The sequence below is a fragment of the Methylomonas sp. AM2-LC genome (assembly GCF_039904985.1).
Classification (GTDB): domain Bacteria; phylum Pseudomonadota; class Gammaproteobacteria; order Methylococcales; family Methylomonadaceae; genus Methylomonas.
Genome location: NZ_CP157005.1, coordinates 1,976,595 through 2,001,253 on the forward strand (window position 1 = coordinate 1,976,595; position 24,659 = coordinate 2,001,253).

Below are 24,659 nucleotides of genomic sequence, written 5' to 3' on the forward strand. Positions count from 1 at the left end.
AAAAAGGATGTAAAAATATGATACCCGTAATTTTATCCGGTGGTTCCGGTACCCGGCTGTGGCCGCTGTCTCGTAGCCAATATCCAAAACAGTTTTTACCTTTGGTTTCTGAGTATACGATGATACAAGAAACCTTGCTGAGATTGAACGGTGTCACACATCTAAAAGCGCCCATCGCTGTCTGCAATGAAGACCACCGTTTTATGCTTGCAGAGCAGCTAATGGAAATTGGTATCAAACCCGCAGCCATTGTGCTGGAGCCTGTGGGTAAAAATACCGCCCCGGCAGTGGCTATTGCTGCCCTGAGCGCAGAATCAGAAGATGATGTATTACTGATATTACCTGCTGATCATGTCATTGCCGACACCGAAAGTTTTCATGCAGCCATTGATGAGGCCCGTAAACTGGCTGAACAGGATTTTCTAGTGACGTTTGGTATCGTCGCCACTGAGCCAGAAACCGGCTACGGATATATTAAAGCCAGTAGCGTGCGGCAGGGTAATGCTTACAATGTGGCTAAATTTGTCGAAAAACCCAATCATGAAACTGCGCTGCGTTATCTGGAGAGTGGTGATTATTTTTGGAATAGCGGCATGTTTGCGTTTAAAGCCGGACGTTTTCTCAAGGAACTGGAAAAATTCAACCCAAAAATGTTAGAAGTTTGTCGGGCATCCTTGCAAGCGGCAAAGCAGGATTTGGATTTTGTCAGGCTGGATAAAGCCTTGTTTTCAACCTGTCCTGCCGATTCTATTGACTATGCGGTCATGGAAAAAACCGATGCAGCAGTGGTAATTCCTTTGGATGCCGGCTGGAACGATGTGGGCTCCTGGTCGGCATTATGGGATGTGACCCAGAAGGACGAATCTGGAAATGCTATCAAAGGCGATGTGCTAACTGTAGATACCAAAAACTCCTTTATACACTCCAGTAATAAACTGGTTACCGTCATTGGTTTAGACAATCTGGTAGTCATTGAAACAGATGATGCCATCATGGTGGCGTCTAAAGAGCGAGTGCAAGATGTTAAGCTGATCGTTGATCAGTTGAAAGCCAATCAGCGGGTAGAAGCGCAATCGCATCGCAAAGTTTATCGACCTTGGGGACATTATGATTTGGTCGATTTTGGTGATCGCCATCAAACCAAACAAATCGTGGTAAAGCCAGGTGCAAAATTATCCGTGCAAAAACATCATCATCGTGCTGAACATTGGATTGTGGTTAAAGGCACGGCTGCGGTGAATAAAAATGGCGAGGAATTGTTGGTGACTGAAAACGAATCCATTTATATTCCCTTAGGTGTCGTGCATAGCCTTGAAAATCCCGGCGTCATCCCGCTGGTGATGATCGAGGTACAATCTGGAAGTTATCTGGGTGAGGACGATATTGTGCGCTATAAAGATAAATATGGTCGTGTTTAAAAACTGATTAGTTTTTAAATGCGCAGTGTGTTTTACCCTGAAAATGCGACAGATCATGGATGATCTGTTTTGGATAAGTGGGTGTTATTTTAAAATTGTCTTCAAATTGTCATAAATTTTGATTAGATTTCTTTAATTTATGTTTCGCCAGCGATTAATCGAGTGAGTCAACGTATGAGCAATCCAGTCGAGAATATTAACAACACACATACTTTGCAGCAATTTGATGGGCAGTTGCAGCATTTAAACGAATTGAAACTGCAAATGGCAAAGCTAGTTGTGTTTCAGCTTGATCAATCTATGCAGGCATTGCATGATGGCGACCTTGAAATGGCTAGAAAAGTAGTATTGCGTGACCAGGACGTTAATCAGTTAGAAATTCTTACCGATGCAGAAGTGATTGCAATACTGGCTCGTCAATGTCCAGTCGCCAATGATTTACGCCGGGTGATGGCAACCTCTAAAATTGCCTCGGAACTGGAAAAAATCGGTGAAGAAATAGTCATTTTTGCCAAAGTCATCCTGAAATTGTTCGATCCAAAATCCAGTGACCCCAATCCCGATCTACTCACTGACATTGTTAAAATCGGCACTTTTGTGAAACTCATGTTACAGAATATGCTGTTTTTACTTGAAAATGAAGACGTACATTTGGCGTATAGCTTATTGAAGTACGATAATGATTGTCAGTTGGAATTGCAGGAAGGCATCAAGCATCAACTGGGTATTGTGGTGCAGGATGCACGTGTGATTAGCCGCGCACTGGATATTATGGAAATCATGAAAGCGCTGGAAGGTTGTGGCGATTTTTGTCGAAATATCGCCGAATACATGATTTTTATGATTGAAGGGCAAAATGTCAGGCATAGCGAGTATTTACCCAACCCTCGCGCATCCAAATAAGTAAAAAAATCAAATTTGCTTGAGTTTGTTGGCACTTTAAGTGCTAAAGTCGGTTATTATTAGCAGGTAACCGTATTTTTTTGGAGCCACTCGTGTCCCTGCAAACCGTCAACGACCTGCTGAAAAAACACCGGCTAGTCGAGAGCATGTTGCAAAATCAACCCATGCATCGACGTAAGCTGGTCACATCGCTAGTGCAAAAACAGCATATGGTGGAATTACACACACTATTGCGCCGCCTCACCGCCATAGAAATTGGCCAAATTCTCTCTTCACTGGAATTGGACGATGCTATTCTGGTGTGGGAGCAAATTCAGGTTGAGCGGCAAGACGATGTACTGTGGGAAATTTCCGATACCCTGCGCGAAGAATTGGTGGGGGATAGGGAGCCGCATTGCGGCGAAGGACAGATGAGTGCTTTCGAACTGGTTAATGGTCGTCTGTCTAAAGTAGCGATTACCTGTCGTCACGATTTAGCCTCAATTAATCCTATCTGGATTGATTTGTTGGCACCCACCAAGGCACAGCGCATACTGATAGGTCAGCATTACGGACTGGAATTACCCGATCCTGCCGAATTGACAGATCTGGAAGCCAGTGCGCGCTTTTATGTTGAACAAGACGAAATTCATATCCACTCTGATTTTTTGCTGGATAGGGAAGGCAAAGCCCGTAGCATACCCGTGGCATTTGTGTTACGTGGCGATATACTGTTTTCGGTACGTGATGAAGAGTTGCCAGTATTTCGTCTGCAACGCTTACGGGCGCGAACCCAGCCGGGGTTTGTGTCAGATAGTCGTGATATGCTGCTGGATTTATATGGGGCAGAGGCAGAATATTCGGCTGACTCGCTTGAAGATATCTATACAGAACTGGAATTGGTTAGCAAACAAGTATTAAGTCATAGCATGACTGACGAAGATGCCGCACAAATTCTGGCCGATATTGCTGAACAGGAAGATTTAAATGGTCGCATCCGGCGTAATATTCTGGATACCCAGCGCGCCGTGTCTTTTTTATTGCGTCGTAAATTGTTAACCTCTACGCAACTGGAAGATGCCCAGCAAATTCTGCGCGACATCGAATCATTGAATAGTCATACTGCATTTTTATTTGGTAAAATAAACTTCTTGATGGACGCCACTGTGGGTTTTATCAATATTAACCAGAACAAAGTCATCAAGATTTTCTCGGTGGCCTCTGTCGCGTTACTACCACCCACCTTAATCGCCAGCATTTATGGCATGAATTTCCAACACATGCCAGAACTGGAGTGGATGTTGGGCTACCCGTTTGCCTTAGGTTTGATGATCACCTCCGTTCTATTGCCGTATCTGTTTTTCAGACGTAAAGGCTGGTTACGTTAAACCCTCGTTGGCTGGTTAACCATCGTAGGCTGGGTAGAGGCGAAAGCCGAAACCCAGCATTGTGTTTCAACTTATCTGACTAATCTCGGCGCCCAGCCCAGCATCAAAAGCCAGGTAACTGATCAACCGGGTGAGTAGTTATGGCTTAGTTTAATCTAACCGCTTAAAACAGAATTTCTGGTAACGGCACTATGCAAAACAAAACTATCGCCATTTTCGGCGAAGTATTATTCGATTGCTTTCCCGATGGATTGCAGGTATTGGGTGGCGCACCTTTCAACGTAGCCTGGCATTTGCAAGCCTTTCGCCAATCACCTTTATTCATTAGTCGGGTAGGGGATGATCATGCGGGCAGCCAAATCCGTAACGCAATGCAAGGTTGGGGAATGAGCGTAGCGGGTTTGCAAATTGATGCCACACATCCTACCGGTATTGTCAGTGTCAGCTTGCACAAGGGTGAGCCCAGCTACCAAATTGTAGATAATCAAGCTTATGATTTTATCGAATCACAAGCATTTCCTGATCCTCAGCCAGATATTCTTTACCATGGCAGTTTGGCTTTGCGACATGAGACTTGCAGACAAACCTTGCGTAGCTTAAAAATGCGCTTTCAGGGCAAAGTATTTGTTGATGTTAATTTGCGTAGTCCGTGGTGGGACAAAGCCATGCTGGAGAACTGGCTAGCCGAGGCCGATTGGGTAAAACTCAACGAGCAGGAATTACAGTTACTCAACCCAACTCCACTCAGTCTAGAAAGCAAAATGCACGCTTTTCTGCAACAGTATCAATTAAGCGGATTGATAGTCACCAGAGGTAGTGCTGGGGCAGTTGCTGTTACCACGGCTCTTGATTTTATCCATGTTACACCTGAATCGCAGGTGACAGTCGTTGATACCGTGGGTGCAGGAGATGCTTTTTCGGCTGTGTTACTGTGGGGTATTCAACAAAATTGGACTTTGCCTATCACCTTGCAACGCGCCCAAACGTTTGCCTCCGCTTTAGTTGGGCAACGGGGCGCTACAGTGGATAGTTTAGCGTTTTATCAGCAGTTTCTTGAGGAATGGGCGTTATAAATAGCCTATCCGGCACAGATGATTAGCGAGTTAAGCACGTCTTTCAGTTAAGCTGATTTATTTTCTTAACCCCCACCTGCCTAGATGCTAATAAAGCCAAGATTTGGGTGGGTGGCTTAATCCCGGTAACAATAATTGTTCCGATTAATTTATACCTAAATGATTCAATAATAATAACCTGAAATAACAAATTATGAATGCTATCAATAAAGCACAGCTAGGTTGTGATGAGTTAGATGTTTTGCGCGGATTGGCTGCGCTTTTTATGATAGTTAATCATGCCGGATATAACCTAGTAGAGCCAGAGTTATACAGTCATTCAATTTTTGATCTTGTTTTAGTTGTCAGTAGTTATGCGCCTGTATTATTTTTTTTTGCGACAGGGGTTGGTGCAGGTATACAGTCAACGTATAAATTAAAGAATTTTAATTGGTATCCGGTTTTATATAAAACAGCCGTCCTGCTATTAGCTGATTGGTTGGGATTTTGGAGTTTAGGCATAGCCTGGGGAATAGATTTTCTGGGGTTTATCGCTATATCGGGAGTTGTTCTTGAGTTTATCCGGTGTTCGAAGAATCCCATTATTTCATGCCTAGTAGGGATTTTAACTTTTTCGCTGTTTCGCTATGCAATTGGGCCGCATCTTGATCCAGTTACCGAAAATAATTTCATCACAAATTTACAACATTGGGTGTTTGGGAATATTGGCGTTCAAGGTGCAACTTATCCGCTTTCTCCCTGGATGGTTTATCCGTTATGGGGTTATATAGTTGGATTTTACATTATGCATTACCGTCCAATAATCGAAACCCATAAAGTTAAATTAATTGTTACCCTTATCTGTTTAGCGCTTTTACCCGCAGTGTTGAGTATTGTTGCTGAAAGGCGGGGTTTTTCTTTCATTAGATGGGGTACTGTCGGTGTTGGTTTTTATATCCGTAGCTTTGCAGTAGTTTTGTTGAGTTTAGCCTTTGTGTGGATAATCAGTGCGTTATCAAGCCTAACAGCTATCAAGCATGCGCTATCATTAAGAGGTACATCGTCCTTGGCAGTTGTACCCATACACTATTATATTATTTATCTGGTTTCTTTAGTATTCGTAGAAAAAGACTTAAACACATTTTTTCCGCTAATATTAGTTATTTTAGCACTCAGTTTTTGGTTAGCAAAAGGCACTAACTCTCTAGGTAATATGATGCGTCAATCATTAAACCCCCAAGTTGGAACGATAGGGCTAATGGTTTTATACATCCCTGTTGCCTTTCTAACTTTTTATTATGGCTTTCAGGCTTCCAGTTTATCTATCGAATACAAGACATTAGGCCAACTATTATTATCTTTGCTATTCGTTTTGAGAAAGCCATGATATATAATCCGCACTATGCGCTAAACACTTCTTCCAGTGTGTTGGCGTCCAGTATGCGTTCCCCCCAGATTTCCAGATGTTCGATTTGTGCTTCCGCCAGTTTTTGTTGTGCCCATAACGGTAATGGGCCAAAGCGTTTGTTTAGTAGTCGAAGTAACAGCTGGGTTTCGCCCTCAATCTTACCTTCTATCTTACCTTCTATCTTACCTTCTGCCACTACTTCTTGATAAAAACGGGTTTGTTTTAATTGCACATCATTTAAGGCTAGCATGATTCTGATCTCCTCTCGACTCAAATTCGGTAGTTTATAGACTAGTACAGTCTCAATAAATTCCAGCACATCCTTACTGAGTGCAGTTCCATTCTCGGTTTGTTGTGCCAGCAAAGTTTGCACTAATGGCGCAGTTTCTGCAACTGTACAAGCTAGTAGTTTTAATAATGTGAAAGCAGGGTCATTGCTATGTTGATAATCTTCAAGATAAAGCCGCTTCACTTGTGGTAGCGTGAGTAAAAAAGAAAACTCTGCTGCGGGTGGTTTTTCCGTTGCCCGATTAGGATAAACCACAAAAGCCAGCCAATCCCGTCCTGGTTTTTGCTGGTATAAATACAACATGATCTCGCTGCAAAAACGGCCATAAAAGTGCTGATCCGGTTGGTATTGCACTTCAACAAAGATTAGCGGTAGCGTAGAATCGTTAGCAGTTGGTTTAAATATGCCATCGATTCTAAAGCTGGTTTGTTTGATTTCTTCGGAAACAAATTGATAACTATCGGCCTGAAACGGTAATTGCAACATGCTTAAAGCTAACTGCGGCCAGTTTTGGAACAAGCGGTAGAAAAGGCTATCGGTTTGCACGGGTTGGTATCTGTTGGGATGATTTTGAATAGGTATTATAAGCTATAGTTAGCTCTGGAGGCTTAAGCCGTAACTTAAAAATATATATTAATTAGATATTTAATATGTCATCGAAAGACCTGACTTTGTATTTTCTACCAAACTAAAAATTTGAGCTTGATGGCGGCGATTAAGGCTTTATGGTGCGGTTCGTAAACTCTCCACATCCTTCGCGCTTTGTACCCATTGCTCAAATAATGAGTTATCGGCAAGTAAATACTTGTCATTTAGTCATAGGAGGAATACCTGCCAGAATAGAAATAAAAGGTATGGAAACATTCAGCATAGCCAGAAAACTGGAATTATCGGGAACATTTGTCCATTGCCAAGCCCAGATCCAAATTAGGTAGTTTTCACCCGGTTCAAGTATGATAGTAAAAGGTGTTAATCTATCTGAACCAAATGGGCCAAATAAACCTATGTTAGCTGTGTCGGATAGCAGTCCATTACCGTTTATGCCTGAAAATGGGGTAAAATTACTATCACTCCACAATGCAATGTTGTTGGAAAAAGTCGTTAAATTATTACTGGTTTGCACAACGGTTACTCCTAATCCTCCTAGAGACGAATAATCAGGATGATGATTTTCAAATGATATAACACTAAATTGATAATTTCCCTGCGGTGTTATCTCGGCCATTAATCGCGTTGATGACTGTAAAATAAATCCAACACCAGCTGCCGATATATCGTATGGTTTAGGCTGTAACGTCAGAAACTTCCCATCAGCTTTTGCGCCGAAAGCATCCGCAACGCCCAAACTCCATTCCCTATCATAAGGCGGAGAAATAATTTGGCTACCCGCCTTTACCTGTAAATCTAAAGATCGTATAGGAGCGGCTCTACCAGCACCAGTTCTCAACCAATCATTTAGTTTGTTATATGTTCGTGATTTTAGTAATGTGGATTGTTCCAAGCTAATAGTAGAAGCTTTATGATGTATGGTTGTGCAATGTGAAGTAAGACCGATAAATCTGGCTTCTACATGTTTGGTAAGCAAATTTACATCATCATCACCACTTTCTTTGGGCTGATTTCCTCGACTAATAATCCCGTGCGATTTTGATCTGAGGCTATCTCGAATCAGTTTAATATATTCATCTGACATGTTTTTCTCCTAAAAAATTGAAAAATACACCAACCTAGATATTTTCTTAATTACAAGAATCGAAATTTAATGAAAATACTAAATTGTTTGTCTGTAACTCTTGATAAGCAAAGTACTGTAGATACTATAGCTTAAATTGTTAATATTAAACCAATTATCGCCTATGGGTCAGCTTCACTCAGAATCAATATGGCCAGGTCTTTCAATAACACATATTTGTCTTAAAATAAGTATTAATTAGAGGTTAAATGTGTCATCGAAAGACCTAACCATGTATTTTCTACCAATCTAAAAATTTGAGTTTGATGGCGGCGATTAAGGCTTTATGGTGCGGTTCGTAAACTCATCACACCCGAGCTAATGACAATCGCGGCGCTCTAATCCAGAATATTACGTAAGCTAAACAGCGACTCTAGCGTCTGAATCACGTATGCAGGAACAGTCAACATGACATCCTCCAATTTCAGCTATTGATTCGGTTTGGATGATATTCGGAAAGGAAAAATTCTTGCAGTTTACAAATTTATTGTTGCGACACAGGTTTAGGGACAGATTTACTGTTATCAGCTTAATAACTTGTTGGGCATCATGACAAAGCAGCTTATCGGTTATAGCCTTTCGAGTCACGACAACGTCAGCTATATGCTCGGAGAAGAAACACAGCGTGCACTAGATGGAGAGCGCGAGTTTTTTGACTGGCGTTTTCTGAAAAATGGTGGACAACATCCTGCGACTTGTCCCAAATGCGGAAGGAAAATTAACCATGATTATATTGATCCAAGCTTTAGGCTTCACAAGAAAAGCATGGACATCAGTTCAACATATGATGGCTACACAATCGTTTCGGATAAATTCAAGAGTTTTTGCGAGAACCATGAGATAAATGGCATTGAATTTATTACCTTGCCATCTCAACCAAAACATTATTGGCTTGTTATACGCAACATTCTAGAAGTTGATAAGAGCACATCATTGGGGATTCGGTTTCTTTACTATTGTGATCTATGCGAATGCTACGCAGGTGTTTTTGGCACAAGCCGACTTCGGTTCAAAGGTGTCGAGTTCCCCATTTCTCTAGGTATGTATCGCACAGATTTAGAGTTTGCACAGGCTCATGAACAATCCCCTGTTATTGTTGTTGGTACTGAAGTCGGAACTGCAATTAGAGCAGCTAAATTCAAAGGTGTATGCTTAAACAAGATCGAGTACGTATGACCTCCAACCCAATGTTCAAGCAGGACGCCGTAGAATCGCGGTGCCCCTTAACTTTACGTTAGGTGCTATGGACGATCTATGGGATTCAATTGATGCAGCGCGATGGAAAGAAGTACAATTGTCTCCGCCCGCGTTGCTACCCACAGAGACTCCATCACCAAAAGTCGGGTAGCTAAGCAGTTATGGTTTGCTTGAAAAGCCGTTGCTTGGTAAATCTTACCCCTTTTAAAACGCCAATCATCTCTAGTGATCCCCCCCACACCCCGATACACCCTTTCTAATATCCGCGACACTACACTGCCCAAAGCCCAGAATTTCAGTGTCTAAAATAGCCACTTTTTCAGATTTGGCCGATTGTTTGGTTAAGGTATCATCCTCCGTATTCAAATTCATACTGACCTGCTTGGTAATACCTGCCAAAGCAGAACCTGTGCTATCAGTTGCGATAACCGTACTGGGTGCTTGTGGAATACCCAGACTAAAGCCAGAGTTCTGTATATTTCCTGGATTACCGATAATCAGTGCAGCAATGATGACATTGTTACCGCCTATGCCGGCCTCACCAGCATTGACTTCACCATGCGGTGCAATCAGGCTGATATTGCCAATCTCAGTGCTGTTATAGCCGGATTGAGCGCGGATACCGCTGCCTGAAACCGTGGCAGGGTAGGTCAGGATCAGATTCCCGTATGCATCGTAGTTAGCAATGGGGAATTCGCTAGCCAGAGATGATTTAGCCCCGCGTCCGGCATCGATATTACCCTCGGAGGACCAGACGGTTATATTACCCGCATCAAGCGTAAATATTCTTGATTGATTTACTTGTACATCACCGGAAGTGAGAATGTTTACATTCCCTTGGCCTTGGGCAACAATACCCAATTGATCAGCCGATTTGCTGATAGAAAGGTCTGAGGCATTCAGACCAACATTCACTAGTCCGCCGGGTGCCAGCAGATTAATATTGCCTCCTGCCTGCGTTTGGATTTCGCTAAAATTCAAAGTGATATTACCCTTGCCCGGATCAGGAAACAGCAGCTTTATGGCATCATAACCGACTTGATATGCGGCTGTTCCCTCGCTGGTATTCACCGCCGTATCCACCCAGTTAAATTGCGAAAATAACACGCTGATTGCGGCTTGTAAGCTGCTATTGCTGTTTTTAGCCTGTGCCAGATTGGTTTTGCTGGTATTGATCGCGGCAATCAGGTTCTGTAAAGCCGTTGCTAAGGGAACGGATTGTGATGTTTGTAATTGTTGCTGTAAAGAGGCTTCATAATCAGGATTGTATACATAAGTTTGCAGGTAATCGTCTACCGATATACTAATTTGCAGTGCCGGTTGCCCAGCTAAAACAGTAATATTGGCACCCAGGCTGGGAAGCGCGGTGTTGTATAGAGAGCCCACACTAGTGATACCGTTTGAAATACCCAGATCAATATTGCCACCCGCCCACACATTCAGCCAACCGGGGCCAGCGATTTGTATGCCGGGCGATTTGGAACTGGTAAAAGAACCAGATACCGGATCTGGAGTAGCGGTATAGCTGATATTGCCACCCACGCTAAGGCTACTGACATCCTGATAAGTACTATTCAGATTTTGCAAAGATAAATTCAAATTGCTTAAATCCAGAGCCGCACTAATATCGGTGGCTTTGGCGGAAATGATAAAGGCGCTGTTGCCCGTGCCAAGAATACTACCTTTAGCAGAGATTATTTTATTGTGTTGGGTATCGCTGTTATGTACTGGAACGGCGGCATGGGCATTGGTGTTTTCGTAGCTGTTTTGATTTAGCCAATAAGCAGTGTCCAGAGTAAAATTGTTGGCATTTAACGGTGTCAGAACCGCCAGATACTGTGTCGGGTTAATATCTAATTGGGTTAAATCCACGTTATCGCCCAGTATTATATTGGCGGCGGCTTCCAGGCTAAAACTGCTGTTGGCCGCAGCATACAAACTCAGATTATGGTTAATTGCCAAATTGCCGCTTAAAGCATAAGCATGTAAATTGCCGGGATACATGGCTAACAAGGGTGCAATTTCGGTCTCGGCGTTTAAATACGGGTAGACTAAATCCGTTTGCTCACAGGCCAAATCGCTGCAAGTGCTGATTTGATTCTCTATCAAACTGATGTTGTTATTCAGATTAATATCGCCAGTCAAACTTTGTAAGTTAATCCCGCTTTGTTCGGTATAAGTGCTGAAATAATTCGTTTTAGAGCTTTGCACACCAGCTTGAGCAATAATAAACGGATTGAGCACTGCTCCCACATCCAGCCCAGTTGCAGCGGTAACATTAAATTGTGTATCACCCAAAGCGAAAATCGGGCCAGACGAATATTCTGTGCCGCCGGTAATCGCACCATTAGCAGAGATATTTGCAGTTCCTTTTTCGACATAGAAAACACCCCCTGCAATATTACCCCCCGCAGTTACTAGTAAATTACCACCACCGTTTTCCTGTAGTGTCATACTGCCGTTCTGTAAGCTGGCAATGGCGGTGGTGGGCAACATGACCGATAAGTCCTGAATATTGGCACCCGCATGCACAGTGACATTACCGCCCCCCAAAGCCCCTATATTTTCCATAAAGCCCAGGCTGGAATTGACGCCATAGGCACCTGTAATGGCTGCCACCGAGCTGCCGAAATCTATGCCCCAAGCAGTTGGCAAGTTGTTTCTATTCACCGTGCTACTATTTGCCGTCCAACTGCCGGAACGTTGTAACCAGTCAGACATTAATTGCGGGGTACTGGCACCCACAATATTACCACCCGCGTTCAGCGTCAGATTGCCGCCATTCACAGGATATTGAACACTGAAAGTTGTGGGTCGGTAGGCTTTATAAGGATCTTGGATAGAGCCACTTTCGCCAGCCGTAAAAATAGTCGAGGTAAAATCGGTCAGGGTAATGTCGCCAGCGGCAGCAACATAAATATTACCGGTACCGGTTCTGACACTGGTCTCACTGCCTATATGCACAGAGCCGTTACTGCTGGCTAAGGTGTCTTGATTGTTTGCACTGCTTAAGTCGGCACCTGCCACAATGTTATAGCTCCAGGAAGGGCCGCTTTGTAAGGTTAGGGCGGTATTACCCGGTACAAAACCATCACTCAGCGTTTTCTGAAAATTGATGTCGCCAGTGGCTCTTATGCTAAGTAAGCCCGGTGTGCTGACCTGATTGGTCAAAGCTGTAGAGATATTCCAGTTTAAATTCCCGTGAGTTTGTATATCCAGTCCGGGTAACAAGTTAAAGCCTGCCAAGCGGGTGTTTAAATCCGTGTTAGTGCTGGCCGCATTTAAATAATGCTGAGTGTCTGTCAGCCATTGTTGAAAAAGTGCATCGGTTGGGGTAAGGTCAGCATAATGCGCCATGACGTAGACATTTAAAGCCCCGCTGCCCAATACGGTATTATTGGCAATATTGACAGCAGCATCATGGTTATTTAAACGATTAACCAGTACTTCAACACTGCTTTTGCCTGCGTCTAGTGTTGCGCCGTTGTAAATCACCACACCAATACCTTTATTTATACCATTAACAGGTAACGGATCAGAGCTTAATTTGATACTGCCATCGGCATGTGTGGTCGTTGTCGAAACTGCTTTCAGCGTTGCGCCGCTTTCTATCAGGATGCCCTTATTTGCGGCCAATTGCAGGCTACCCGCCTGAGCGCCACTCACATCCAGTGTTCCATACACCTTAATCAAGCCATTATCAGTGATCAGAGAAATATTCTGTGCCTGTACTTTGTCAGTTGCGCCAATCGTCAGATTGCCTTCACCCAGTCTGAGAGCTAAATCACCATCAAAACCACCCTCCTGCAATAAAGAGTTAATTTTGGAAAAATTACCCAGCATATGTTGTGCGTTTAAATTAAAACTAGCGCCCGTGCCGCCCTGATAAGCAAAGCCTTGTAGAGTGCCGGCTACATTGATCGTACCCATAGCGGCATTGAGTGACACACTGCCCGCATTGGCACCCAATATAGAGCCGGACACATTCAGATTGCTTCCCGTTTCTACCGTCACATTACCTGTATCACTCTTTAACGAAATACTACCGCCACCCGTACCGATTTGATCGTTACCCAGCTGTATAACTTGGCCTGATGTATCAATACTGCTGCCCGTATGCAGATTTACATCCTGTGCTGCCTGTAGATTAACCACCCCAGAGGCTATTGCAATATTGCCATACAGATCAATTTGTTCGGCGGTCAACTGCAGTTTGGCGCCTAGCGCAGCGTTGTTAACCGCACTGCCATCGGCCAATGTGGTTAAATGGCCATTTTCAATAGTCATAGTCGTATTGGCACCCGCCAATGCAGTCCAGACTGGCGTGGTGATCGTCATGTCACCCACACTAGTTAGGCTGCCTGTGCCGCTGTCTTTCAGGGCAGCATTAGCATGCTGATTAGCTTCTAAATTAATTTGCTTAAATCCACCTAGAGCATAGTGACCGCTACCCAGCGTAATGGTATTCGCCAATAAATTTAATTGTTGTGTACCCGCGCTAATGGGGCTGCTAGCCTGATTTGTACTGTTTTGTAATACCACGCTATCGGCATTGATGGTGGCGATTTGCCCATCATGAGCTGTGCCGATCAGCCCGCTGGCATCCAGCGTTAAATGACTGAGATGCAAATTAATGGTATCTGCAATATTGATAGTACTGGCGCTGAGCAGTTGCAAATTAGCAACTTTCAAGGTATTTAAAGTGTTGTCTGCTAACTGGAAGCCAGTATTTGCTGTGGCGGTACCGCCCAGTGTGATTAAACTACCGTTTAAGGTTAAAGTGTCTAAGGTGGTGTTGGGTGTACTGCCTTGAATACTGCCTTGTAAACTGCCACTACCAGTGGCATCCAGCAATATGGAGCCAGCGCCGCTTAAGCTTGCACCACTTTCAATGGTGAGCGAACCCGCAAGCGGATCTGTTGCGGCATGATTGCGCACGACGCTAGCTTGGCCAGCATTCGATACTCTTAACAAAGCACCATTGCCACTGTTGTTATTGCTACTACCGTTAACAATAGTCAGTTGTGTGTCGGTGCGGTTTAAACTGCCCGTCGCGCTAATGCTGGCTCCTGAGGCGACATCAATAGAATGGCTGGCTGCTAAAATAATTTCCGGTGCCTTTAAAGCAATATTGGCCTCCACATTCACGTTTTCGGCATTGACTGTTACAGTCGTGCCAGTGCTGCTGCGTTTGCGTTCGCCGCCCACTAAAATACTGTCTACACCCAATGCATTTAAGCCACTGGCAGTTAGAGTAATATTAGCGCTCGGTGTAGCAGGGGCACTATTGGCGATATCGATGTTATTGGCACTAATGTCGAGCTGCCCCCCCAAACCACCCGTACTGGCTTTGGCCATAATGTCGGCATCTATGCTTAAAGTTTGGCTGGCTAGTAAACTTAGATTGCCTGCATCTTCGGGTAATGAAGCAACAGCAGTACTGGGCGTGTGGCTGGTAAAGAAGCTGCTGGCTGTGGTGACTTGATAGGGCGAATAATCAAAAGCAACTTGTCCAGATTGCACCTCAACACCCTGCCAATGGCTGGCTACGACATTACTGCCTGCCGTTTCCGTATAAGCTGCAACTACCGTAGCACCATCGCTGCTGGTATAGGTGGTTCCTGCGGCCATATCCAGCATACTGGCTTGCGGTGTAATTAAATATGCGCCGGGCAGCAGGGCATAAATGGCTGGCAGTAATACATAATTTCCAGCGGCCAAGCCATCTGCGCTGGCACTTAAATAAATGTTTTCACCCAGACTCAGGCCGCTGCTTGCAGTGGCCAAGGCATCGTATGGCGCATAGGCAGCGTTTAAGGTGGGTACTATTGCATAACTGTGCTGATAACTGGCGCTCAGATAATCCATACTGCCGCCTGGGCCAGGAATAAATTCATAGGCAGATAAGTTGCCACCGCCATTAAGATTAATAGTAGCCCCCGTTAACAACTTAATATTGGGGCTATTCAGACTGATGGCTTTTTCCGGAGTACCGCTTAGAATATTTTGTGAGCTACCAATGGGATAATACCAATAGCTAGCATTGCCCTCTGTTTTGCCGAAAGGAATAGTAACAGGCGGAGCAATGTTTTTTCCCTGTGCGGTATCAATGCCAAAATCACTCACAGAGGTAAAACTACCCGCTTCCAAAGTTAAGGCTGAAGATGCAGCCAGATTGATGGTGCCAAACGGTGCCAGCATCACCCCGTAACTATCAATAATAGGGGCATTAATGGTTAATTCACCACCTGCCGACAACGGGGTAACCCGGTTTGCCTGGCTGGGTAAAATTTTCACCAAGCCATTTGGGCTTTGCGTAGCGTCAATAGTAATGCTGAATTGCGTCATAGTGGTTGGAAAAATAGCACGCGCGCCCAGATCCAGTTCGCCAGTCAGTTGCAGACTACCCAGCAAGTTATTTTGTCCGTTGGGATTAACGCCAATTAAACTGATAGCATCGCTGCTTAACAGCTGTGTCTGGTTAAAACCACTCAATGCACTGGCGCCCTGTAAATTAATAGTGTCAGCATTCACGGTTAAAATGGCGGGTGTTTTGCCATTAAAAGCGTTACTGGTGGAATTAGTCAGGCTTCCTGGCAGGGTGGTTTGATTTTGGCTGGAACCCAAAGTAAACATATCGGTGGTAACCGTTACTTGGCCGCTATCCGCTGGTCCAGTCCAGCTATGCGTGAGAATAGGGGTGTCAAGGTCTATGCTTAGTTTTACTGTCAAATTCAAATCACCCACAATTTGCACCGCACCCACTAAGGGCTCAGGTGCAAACATGCTTTGAGCATTGATAAACGTGTCCAAGCTTAAATGATCGAAACCCGCAGTCTGAATTTGGCTGGCAGAAATATTGGCAAGACCATTAATACTGGCAGGGATAATGCCGCTACTCATTTGCGCATCGCTGAGTAAAACGCTGGGCTTGGCACTTAGCTGAATAATACGTTCACTGGTTGGAAAGCTGACATTCAGGGGTTCGCCGCGATTTTGCGCATTCAGAGAAATATTCAGGCTGCCCCCGGCAGCAACACCGTTGTTGGTGGCTACTTGCCCGTGTCCAGCCGCTGCATAAAACTGGCCTTGTAAGGCCATGCCTTCGGCAGCAGTCAGATTAATGCTGCCACCCGCTGATGCTATGTTTTCTGTTTGCAGACCCTGGGCATTGCTAATATTTAATAAGCCTTGGCTACCGGAAACATCTAAAGTGCTGCTACTTTCCATTAGAATGTAACCACGGTTTGCAGCAAGGGTAATCGTGCCACCATCCAGTACGGTTCCCAGTAACTGATTACGGTTATTGGGGGTTAGTAGTCTGCCGCCACTGGCGTTTAAATAAGCGTCAGCACCTAATAAAATGGCTTGGTTGGCATTGTAACCGGGATCAGAGCTACTATTGGCCGGGGAGGTAATACTTATATCGATACTACCACCCAGTGTATTCAAACGGCCATCAATGTTGATATTGGCGTCGGATGTGAGACGGATACTCGCCAGTGGATCTGCATTGATAACTGCATTTTTGCCTATGCTCAAGCTTGCTGCAGGATTAACGCCCTCTACAGTTTGCGATAAATTCAAATTTAAATTGACCGGATTGCGTTGACTACCGGACAATTCGATAGGCGCGGTTAAATTTTGTAACGGCGTACCACTCGCCATGTTATAAGCCGCCGCCGTTAATTGCCAATTAGTTTGCTGTAAATTCAAAGTGGTATTGGCTGCGACAGATAAGTCGCCATTATTGGCGGTAAGCGTATAAGTACTGAAGCCACTCTTTTCGAAAAAGTGGTTAGATAGAAATAAGGTGCTGGACGTTGTGCTGGTTAGGGCAGGGTCTGCAACAATATCAATACTGTTGGCAGCAATAGACAAATGTCCATCCTCACTCAAACCAAAGGCAGACAAATCAGCACCCAGCAGTAAATGAGTATTACTATTAGCGCCGATACCCGCTGTACTGAGACTGATGTTTCCACCTAAACCAGCGCTGAGTGTAGTATTGTTTTGTAACCAGGCACCCCCATTGGCATTCAGTTTTGCGCCTTTTTCCAATAATAAATCGCCTTGTGCCTGTAAGCTGATGCTGCCGCCATTGATGGGTAAAGTCTGTAATGGCTGGTGATCATACATTGCCAGCAAATCATTCACCCATACGCCACTGCTATCAATGACACTGCCTTTCGCTAGCGAGATAATGCCATCCGGTTTAGCTCCAGCCGGATTGTTGCTCACATTAGTGCTAAGAGCCACGGTGCCTGCGGGTACACTAATATTGCCTTCAACAGAAATAGACCCGGCTTGTACAGTTAAATTTCCCAGTGCGGGCAAGGTCAGGTTCGTATCCTGGGTTATGCTAACATCGCCACCCGTTTTCAGATTCAGACTGCTTAAACCCTGGCTGAACAAAGTATTACTCAAATACAATGGCGAAGTAACCGCGCTGGCTAAGTCGGGTGTAGTGGTCAGGTTTTGTGTGTTGGTAAAAATCACATCTTGTTGCAATAATCCTGTCCAGCTGGTATCGATTGCCAGTTGCCCCGCGCTGGGTAAACTGCTGACATTGCGTTGATATTCGCCTGCGATGGTTTTAGCCTGAATGGCACCATCCAAAAGCACATCACGGCTAGTGATATTTACTTTGCCGGCATTCATGCCTTGTGTATAAGCGGCTTGATAGGTATTAACTGTAATCAGTTGCTGATAGTTTAAATTCTGGCTGGCAGTAGCCATGCTATATACCACGCCATTTGAGACTAACTCAGTGGTTTGAATCTCTCCCGCCTGATAAGCGATAGAACCGCCGGAAATATTAATATTAGCGCCATGTTGTACGATAACATCGCCTTCAGAGGCTAAATTAACCGTACCTGCTTGGCTGTTATGGTAGGCAACCGAATATTTGATAGCCGCTTCTGCTTCAGAAATATCGGCCAAGCTAGTACCTTGCCGCATATCGATCTCAACATTTTTTCCATACAGCAGCCCGTGTTTTTGAGTGGGATCATTACGCAATTCATAACTGTATAAACTGACATCCAGAATATTGCTGGACATGGCCATTGCCACGTTTTGTACCCCAGAAACATCAATGCTACTGCCTGTTTCTAATAATATGCGGCTAGTATTGTTATTGCTGGCCGTGAGAGTGGGAGGGGTGCCAAAATGGCTATTACTGGTAGTGGGCGACTGGTTGGCTGTTAAATTGACCAAGCCATCATGCGCCACAATTTGTGAGCCATTTTGCATATCAATATAGCCAGCCTCCACATCGACTATGGATTGCGGTTGTTTAGATCCCAATACGGCACTACCGGCTGAATCATCCAGTGTCACTGTGGTGTTACTGGCTTTGCTCATGGTCACTGTTGCTTGTTTACCCAAGCCATCACCCAAATCGTTACTGCGCACGGTACTGTCACTGGCGGGTTCCAGCAAATAATTCGTGGTGTTAGATACCGAGGTATTAACCAGTTGCGCACCTTCTCTAGCCAACAGGCGCACACTGCCATTTAAGGCAACTGAGGTGCTGGCAGAAACCACTCCTTGCTGAGAAACGGCAAAACCCATCATGGTTGCATTGCCACGTTCAGCGATAATAGTACCCAGATTTTTTGCGCTGCCGCCAGTTTGAACCTCTACCAGCAAGCCGCGTAAATCCGCAGAACTGGATTCCTGCAGAAATACTTTATCTTTTGCCGCCACCAGAATAACTTGGCCATCCGGGGCGCTGATGGTGCCATCATTTTCAACCACGGGTGCCGCTAAAATTACCCGGCCTTTATCAGCAACCTTAATATTGGCACCTTTTTCCACCAATATTTCCACGCTATTATTGCTATTGCCACTTAAAGCAGCAACGGGCGTTGTTGTCGAATTACTGCCCGTGTTGGTGGTGGGGGCGCCATTAGTCACCACATTGGTGATGCCTTGCTGAAAAACATTGTCACTGATTTCCAGACTGCTTGCCACCAGCGTATTCGTATTGACTACAGAGTGTGAGCCAAATAAAAAACCATTGGTATTGACCAGATACACCTGACCATTGGCCAGCAAATGACCCATAATCTGGCTGGCGTCACTCTGGCCTATTTCATTCAAAGCCACCGAGGTACTGGTGGGTTGCACAAACTGCACGGTGTTACCTTGTGCAATATTAAAACTGCTCCAGTCCAGAATAGCCATGCCGGTGGTTTGATCAATGGTCATGGTATGCCCATCGCTGCTAATCGAAGCCGTGGCTTCCCCAACCGTACTCACATTCACCGTGTTGTGCAAACTGGGATTAGTCAGATGATTGAGACTATTCACCGGAACCGGTAAGCCTGCAGGTTCAGCCCAACAAGCCGTCGCGTTTGAAATGATTAAAACCCCGCTTTTAAATAGGCAGCAGAAGGTTTTATTCGCTATTTTTTCAGTCTGGCTGGATGTTTGATCGGGTAATTCGGATTGATTTCTGTGCATAGTTGCACCCTGGTTTCAATATATATTCATATATATATCACTGTTTGGGTGTATACAGCAATATGTTGATATTTAAACAAGGTTAAATCTCATAAATGAGTCGTAGAGTGCATAATTTGCGGTATGTTATTTTTGAATAGCGGTACTGTTTCACAAAAAGAAACAATATATTTGCTATGAAATATTTGACACCCTATACAAAAGTGTTTTACGTTATGTATTAATGGACATAACGAAACAGGCGGATTATTCAGTTTTTTGTTTTCGGTGCAAGGGATGCAATAGGGTGAGACATAGGCAATTTAAATCAATCTAATGGCAAATTACGCTAATGAGGTCTTTATGAAAACGGAAAATTGGGGTTTTTACCAGAAACTGACACTAGGTATAGTGTTGGCGAGTAGTGTACAAGCCGCCCAAGCGGGTAGTCTGGTAGCAAATGATGTATTTTTGAATGCGTTCGATATCAACACGGGTTATTCCTATAACGCAGATTTGGGTGTTGTTGTGGGTGACTTTGTAGGTGCTGCTAATTCATTAAGCGGTGGTCAAACTTTAAATTATACCCTCGATCCTACCTATAACACTTGGGTTAGCGGGGCCTTGGCAGCAGGGGATACCATTGAATACAACATCGCAGGTGTCAATGCAGCTACTGGCTACAAAGATCCCAATCAAGGCCTATTAGTCACTAATGTGCCACCCTATGGTGAATTTACTTACGCACCTGCTGACATTACCTTTACTCAGGATGTAGCCTATTTCGGTAAAAGGGTGTCTGCCATCAATTTAACCGGTACCGGCTTATTGACTGACTCAACCTCATTGCAGGAAGCAGGATTTAACGCCAACTTTGTAAGCTGGGGCATTGGTGAAGGTTTGGGAACGAATGATTTGAGTTCTACCTATGGTAATGGCGGCTTGAATCAATTGGTTGCCCAATATCTGTCTTCTCCGGGCGCTACGGTTACTAAAAATGGTCCTGTCAATATGTCACTGTTGCCAGGTTATTTTTCGTTGAGCAATACTGGCGTGATTTGGACATCAACGGCTGCGGCTACTGCTGTTCCACTTCCAGCTGCCAGCTGGTTGTTCATAGGTGGTCTGTTATCGCTACTGGTTGGTAAAAAACGCAATCAGGTTACTGCTATCACTTGCTGATCTCGGTATCTTCTCCTAAAGGCAGGCTTTTATATTAATGGTTACTAAAGTATTTGCGGTTTATTTTTAAGGCTGATAATGAAAATAGACCGCTCATGCAGAGCGCTTAGTCAGTACTCAGTAACGTTTTGGCTAAGGATACGCGGTTATAACTGATGTAACGATTAATTGTTAAGCCTTTAGGAGGATTTGATGCCTATCCACTTATTTTTAAATTGAGGGTAGCACCGCTACTCCTTAAGCAAAGGTTATGTTCCATGAAAAAATCATTCAAATATCAATTAAACGCCGTTGCTATGGCATTGGCGCTGTCTGCTAATGCCTGGGCTTTAACTCCACAGGACGGCACGCCCGATTTATCCTTGTTTATTCCTGGCTCGCAGGCTAACGATCCCGCATTTGGTTTTTTAGTTAAAAACACAGTAGTGGCCAATGCAGTTTGTTTGGATAAAGCACTGCCTGGCGCGTTATCAGGTACCAGTGCAAATACCGATACCACGACACATATATATTTTAACTATTTGTCTGGTTCACCAACAGCGGCTATTAACGACAACTACTCAGCCATTTATTGCTATACCGATGATACAAAAATACCCGGTTTAACCACAGGTGATGCCAGTAATCATCATAAAACCAAACTTTGGATTTCCAGACGCCGTTTAGGCGCTTCCTATATTGGTTTGAATGCAGTCGCGCATCCCACCGATGCCAGCGCGGTATTAACCTACCTGGCAGATCCAACCACTGCCGGATGTACAGCTATTAACGGTTCTTATAGTACCGGCGGCTCTACCTATCAGTGGAATTATTCGTGTTCTACAGTGAGTGCAACGGGCACAGCGAATGGTATTACCGGTAATATTCCAGCCAGTGCTGCCACTTCTGATATAACCCCCGATGTATTTTACGCTGCGGATAACGTTGCCTTACCACCAGCAGGTTCTACGCTTAATTATGCCCCTATTCAACCGGGTCAGATACCCACCGCTAATATTCATGCGCTGGGCGGACATATTATCGGTGTGCCTGTCACGTTAGTGTTACGCAATGCTTTGCAATATGCAGAAATTTCAACGGGGCAATTACCTTCAACCTGTACTGTGGGTAATGATACCAATCCTGATTGTATGCCTACCTTAACCAAGCAACAATTGACCAGCCTGTTCACCGGGGCTGTTTCCGATTGGTCACAGTTTCAGATCACTGCAACTAAAACACTTTACGATTTAATTGCGGCTGCTCCGACAGGGTCGGGCGTGTCAGCACCATTAGATACGCAGGTGCATTTGTGTAGACGTGAAAATGGAGCGGGACAACAAGTGGCTGTTCTGGCCAACCTGCTACAGTATCCGTGTCTGGGATCAACCGCACCAGAACTGGCGACACCGCAATCGGCTCCATATACCGATGTGGAATATGCCACCAGCTTAGGTGCAGTCGATAAATGTCTGGCCGATTTTAATGATGGCACCAATGGTTGGTTTGGTACGACAAATCCCTCTCCCTACCCACAACCGCCTTGTTCATCCGCTGTGAGTAGCTGCACAACAAAACACGGTAATCAGTGGGCTTTGAGTATCCAGACCACAGAACGCAATGCCACCAACGGTGCTAACTATCGGTTTATTGCCATAGATGGCGCTGCGCCGACTGGCGAAGCAGCCTATTTGGGACATTATCCGATAATAGGCACTTATGCATTGTCCTGGAACCAAGCAAATGTGACTGCCAATCAACATTTGGCTTTAAACGCAATTGCTGCCTATAGTAAATTGCCAGCTACCATTGCATCAAGAAATAACAGCTTGAGTCCGCAACTATTTGGGCAAGCCGGATATCTGTCTTTGGTGGATAATGGCTTTCAACCACCTTTGGTTTGGAATACTTCAAATCCAACCACGCCTTACAGCCGATTGGATAGTGGTAATCATCCTAATGCTTGTGTCATTCCAACCGTTAATAGCAGTTATGGTCAAGCGCAATTGTTCTAGGCCGATGGTTTGCTAGCGCTTAATTCGCTAGTTAAAAAGAATTGGAATTAAAGTTAAGCCTATGCGTTAAACTTTAAACTGCACAGGGATGTGCAACCTAGCTTAGAGGCTTTTAGCCTGTCTAACTCGCGCGGGTGGCAGCTGCCGTTATTGGCCTGTTGTCTTGACTAAATTGATTAGGAGTAAAAGCATGCGGTCAGCAAAAAATAGTTTGATACAACGCTTACTGGCATTAGTGCTGCTATTGTCAATGCAAGGCTTACTGGCAGAAGAAACACTGCGACAAGCTGAAGTTGCTAAACGTGGCGCACAGGTAATGCCTTTTGAACTGGAGAAAACCCAGCACCAGTTTAGCAAGACCGAAACTGGTGGTATCCAACGCGTGGTGGTTCGCGATGCAAATGATGTCGCACAAATTCAGTTAATCAGGCAGCATTTGCAACAGTTGGCAGAAAAATTTAAGGTGGGGGATTATTCCGGTCCAGAATCGATACATGGTGCAGACATGCCGGGTCTGGCAACTTTAAAAAAAGCCAAAGCGGATGATATACAAATTGCATACAAGCCAGAACCGCAAGGTGCCAGCATCACCTTTACCGCGCAAAAACCCGAATGGGTTGCTGCAATACATACTTGGTTTGATGCACAATTACACGATCATGGGCATGATGCCATGCTAATGCATCATCAGCATCATATGCAGCCATAATCCAATTAATAGTAATTGTGAGTGTTAGAGTACTTTAGTTGCTGATAACGCTTAAATAACCACAAACTACTCCATGCTAATGCCAATAGCATGATGAAACTGCCAAAGGCAAACACCATTTTAGCCAAAGTATGGTCGTAAACTAACAGGCCAGATTCGGTTAACAAATATTGCCAATCATGAAAGCCATACGGTGCAGAATGGCCGAAGTTGCCACCTAGCAGCGGTAAAGTGCCACTTCTGGCATCATTCATATACGGCGCAATATCAAGAAAGTTTTCACCTATCCACCATAAAGCAACTGAGGCAGCAAACGGATCACGGTTTTTTAGTAATAACACCCCCATACAAATAGACGGCATTAACAACTGCCCCAGCGTACCTCCCAGAGAGGTAATAAATGCGCCAAAGGGCCGGAAAATGATATGTCCTGCCTCATGAAACGGCAGATTAACCATATGCAGAAACGAGTTTCCAGCCGCATTCGCTACAATAGGCGGGCCTATCAATTGCCAACTCCAAATAATCAGACCCGCAATAATAATTAACCCGCCAATAAGGTTGGCTGGATTGCTTGGCTGTGTTTCTGTTAATAACTCGTTGCTAGTGGCTGTCAGGCGGGGAGGGATAGCTTCTGCTGGCGTCTGAAAATCGCCGTGATCACTAAGTTTAGGATGATACTTAAAATACTTTTGAAAGACGATCCCGCACTGCGGACAGCTTGGCGATTCTACCGATAATTTATAGTTGCATTTTGGACAAATCATGGCTTCCAAATGTCATTAGTGATTCAGCATGCTAGTTGAAAAGTAGTGGCTTGCTGCATAGCAAGCACAATAATTTCAACTTCTTGCCCCCAAAATTGCTGGGGCAATTGCAGATGAACTTCGCCGTTTTTTACAGTCAGTATGTTACGAATGGCTTCCATAAATTTATACCTTATTTAGAACTTTGGTCAC

At 44.5% G+C, this 24,659-nt stretch carries 14 protein-coding genes; 9 read left to right on the forward strand and 5 right to left on the reverse strand.

Annotated features, from left to right (window positions below; all coding sequences use genetic code 11):
- The first annotated feature begins 17 nt into the window (after positions 1-17).
- The 5 genes from ABH008_RS09055 to ABH008_RS09075 all read left to right on the forward strand — a co-directional run bounded on the left by ABH008_RS09055 (position 18) and on the right by ABH008_RS09075 (position 6,127).
- A complete protein-coding gene (locus ABH008_RS09055; protein ID WP_347989528.1) occupies positions 18-1,418 on the forward strand; it encodes a mannose-1-phosphate guanylyltransferase/mannose-6-phosphate isomerase in 1,401 nt (466 codons plus the stop codon).
- A 174-nt stretch (positions 1,419-1,592) separates the two neighbouring features.
- The gene (gene phoU / locus ABH008_RS09060; protein ID WP_347989529.1) at positions 1,593-2,321 is read left to right on the forward strand and encodes a phosphate signaling complex protein PhoU; all 729 of its coding nucleotides are present in this window, start codon (positions 1,593-1,595) and stop codon (positions 2,319-2,321) included.
- A gap of 92 nt (positions 2,322-2,413) precedes the next feature.
- Entirely contained in the window at positions 2,414-3,688 is a 1,275-nt protein-coding gene (corA, locus tag ABH008_RS09065) for a magnesium/cobalt transporter CorA (protein ID WP_347989530.1), read from the forward strand.
- A 191-nt stretch (positions 3,689-3,879) separates the two neighbouring features.
- Positions 3,880-4,761: a carbohydrate kinase gene (locus ABH008_RS09070; RefSeq protein WP_347989531.1), complete on the forward strand. Its 882-nt coding sequence runs from the start codon at positions 3,880-3,882 to the stop codon at positions 4,759-4,761.
- Positions 4,762-4,954: 193 nt separating this feature from the next.
- Positions 4,955-6,127 carry a heparan-alpha-glucosaminide N-acetyltransferase domain-containing protein gene (locus tag ABH008_RS09075; RefSeq protein WP_347989532.1) on the forward strand — a complete coding sequence of 391 codons (1,173 nt, stop codon included), beginning with the start codon at positions 4,955-4,957 and terminating at the stop codon, positions 6,125-6,127.
- A 13-nt stretch (positions 6,128-6,140) separates the two neighbouring features.
- Here ABH008_RS09075 and ABH008_RS09080 read toward each other — a convergent pair whose 3' ends face one another.
- Both ABH008_RS09080 and ABH008_RS09085 read right to left on the reverse strand, forming a co-directional pair.
- On the reverse strand, positions 6,141-6,983 hold the full coding sequence (locus tag ABH008_RS09080) for an Rpn family recombination-promoting nuclease/putative transposase (RefSeq protein ID WP_347989533.1): 843 nt from the start codon (positions 6,981-6,983) through the stop codon (positions 6,141-6,143).
- Positions 6,984-7,245: 262 nt separating this feature from the next.
- Positions 7,246-8,130, reverse strand: a complete 885-nt coding sequence (locus ABH008_RS09085) for a hypothetical protein (RefSeq protein ID WP_347989534.1) — start codon at positions 8,128-8,130, stop codon at positions 7,246-7,248.
- Positions 8,131-8,718: 588 nt separating this feature from the next.
- On the opposite strand from ABH008_RS09085, the gene ABH008_RS09090 reads away from it, so the two are divergent.
- The gene (locus ABH008_RS09090) at positions 8,719-9,345 is read left to right on the forward strand and encodes a hypothetical protein (protein WP_347989535.1); all 627 of its coding nucleotides are present in this window, start codon (positions 8,719-8,721) and stop codon (positions 9,343-9,345) included.
- A 243-nt stretch (positions 9,346-9,588) separates the two neighbouring features.
- On the opposite strand, the gene ABH008_RS09095 is transcribed toward ABH008_RS09090, so the two are convergent.
- Positions 9,589-19,836, reverse strand: coding sequence for a filamentous haemagglutinin family protein (locus ABH008_RS09095; RefSeq protein WP_347989536.1), 10,248 nt, complete (start codon positions 19,834-19,836; stop codon positions 9,589-9,591).
- A gap of 342 nt (positions 19,837-20,178) precedes the next feature.
- On the opposite strand from ABH008_RS09095, the gene ABH008_RS09100 reads away from it, so the two are divergent.
- The 3 genes from ABH008_RS09100 (at position 20,179) to ABH008_RS09110 (ending at position 23,700) form a co-directional block, all read left to right on the forward strand.
- Positions 20,179-20,997, forward strand: a complete 819-nt coding sequence (locus ABH008_RS09100) for a hypothetical protein (RefSeq protein ID WP_347989537.1) — start codon at positions 20,179-20,181, stop codon at positions 20,995-20,997.
- A gap of 257 nt (positions 20,998-21,254) precedes the next feature.
- The gene (locus tag ABH008_RS09105) at positions 21,255-22,991 is read left to right on the forward strand and encodes a hypothetical protein (protein ID WP_347989538.1); all 1,737 of its coding nucleotides are present in this window, start codon (positions 21,255-21,257) and stop codon (positions 22,989-22,991) included.
- A 190-nt stretch (positions 22,992-23,181) separates the two neighbouring features.
- Positions 23,182-23,700, forward strand: coding sequence for an aspartate carbamoyltransferase (locus ABH008_RS09110; RefSeq protein ID WP_347989539.1), 519 nt, complete (start codon positions 23,182-23,184; stop codon positions 23,698-23,700).
- A gap of 5 nt (positions 23,701-23,705) precedes the next feature.
- Here ABH008_RS09110 and ABH008_RS09115 read toward each other — a convergent pair whose 3' ends face one another.
- Positions 23,706-24,467: a zinc ribbon domain-containing protein gene (locus tag ABH008_RS09115; RefSeq protein ID WP_347989540.1), complete on the reverse strand. Its 762-nt coding sequence runs from the start codon at positions 24,465-24,467 to the stop codon at positions 23,706-23,708.
- A 23-nt stretch (positions 24,468-24,490) separates the two neighbouring features.
- Complete coding sequence (locus tag ABH008_RS09120) at positions 24,491-24,628, reverse strand: hypothetical protein (protein ID WP_347989541.1); 138 nt, start codon at positions 24,626-24,628, stop codon at positions 24,491-24,493.
- Positions 24,629-24,659: the final 31 nt, after the last annotated feature.

Bases quoted from the DNA above. Each gene is read 5' to 3' on its own strand.
- ABH008_RS09105 (WP_347989538.1), top strand. From the start codon at position 21,255: ATGAAAAAATCATTCAAATATCAATTAAACGCCGTTGCTATGGCATTG.
- ABH008_RS09070 (WP_347989531.1), top strand. From the start codon at position 3,880: ATGCAAAACAAAACTATCGCCATTTTCGGCGAAGTATTATTCGATTGC.
- phoU (WP_347989529.1), top strand. From the start codon at position 1,593: ATGAGCAATCCAGTCGAGAATATTAACAACACACATACTTTGCAGCAA.
- ABH008_RS09110 (WP_347989539.1), top strand. From the start codon at position 23,182: ATGCGGTCAGCAAAAAATAGTTTGATACAACGCTTACTGGCATTAGTG.
- ABH008_RS09120 (WP_347989541.1), bottom strand. From the start codon at position 24,628: ATGGAAGCCATTCGTAACATACTGACTGTAAAAAACGGCGAAGTTCAT.
- ABH008_RS09100 (WP_347989537.1), top strand. From the start codon at position 20,179: ATGAAAACGGAAAATTGGGGTTTTTACCAGAAACTGACACTAGGTATA.
- ABH008_RS09095 (WP_347989536.1), bottom strand. From the start codon at position 19,836: ATGCACAGAAATCAATCCGAATTACCCGATCAAACATCCAGCCAGACT.
- ABH008_RS09090 (WP_347989535.1), top strand. From the start codon at position 8,719: ATGACAAAGCAGCTTATCGGTTATAGCCTTTCGAGTCACGACAACGTC.
- ABH008_RS09115 (WP_347989540.1), bottom strand. From the start codon at position 24,467: ATGATTTGTCCAAAATGCAACTATAAATTATCGGTAGAATCGCCAAGC.
- ABH008_RS09085 (WP_347989534.1), bottom strand. From the start codon at position 8,130: ATGTCAGATGAATATATTAAACTGATTCGAGATAGCCTCAGATCAAAA.
- ABH008_RS09055 (WP_347989528.1), top strand. From the start codon at position 18: ATGATACCCGTAATTTTATCCGGTGGTTCCGGTACCCGGCTGTGGCCG.
- ABH008_RS09075 (WP_347989532.1), top strand. From the start codon at position 4,955: ATGAATGCTATCAATAAAGCACAGCTAGGTTGTGATGAGTTAGATGTT.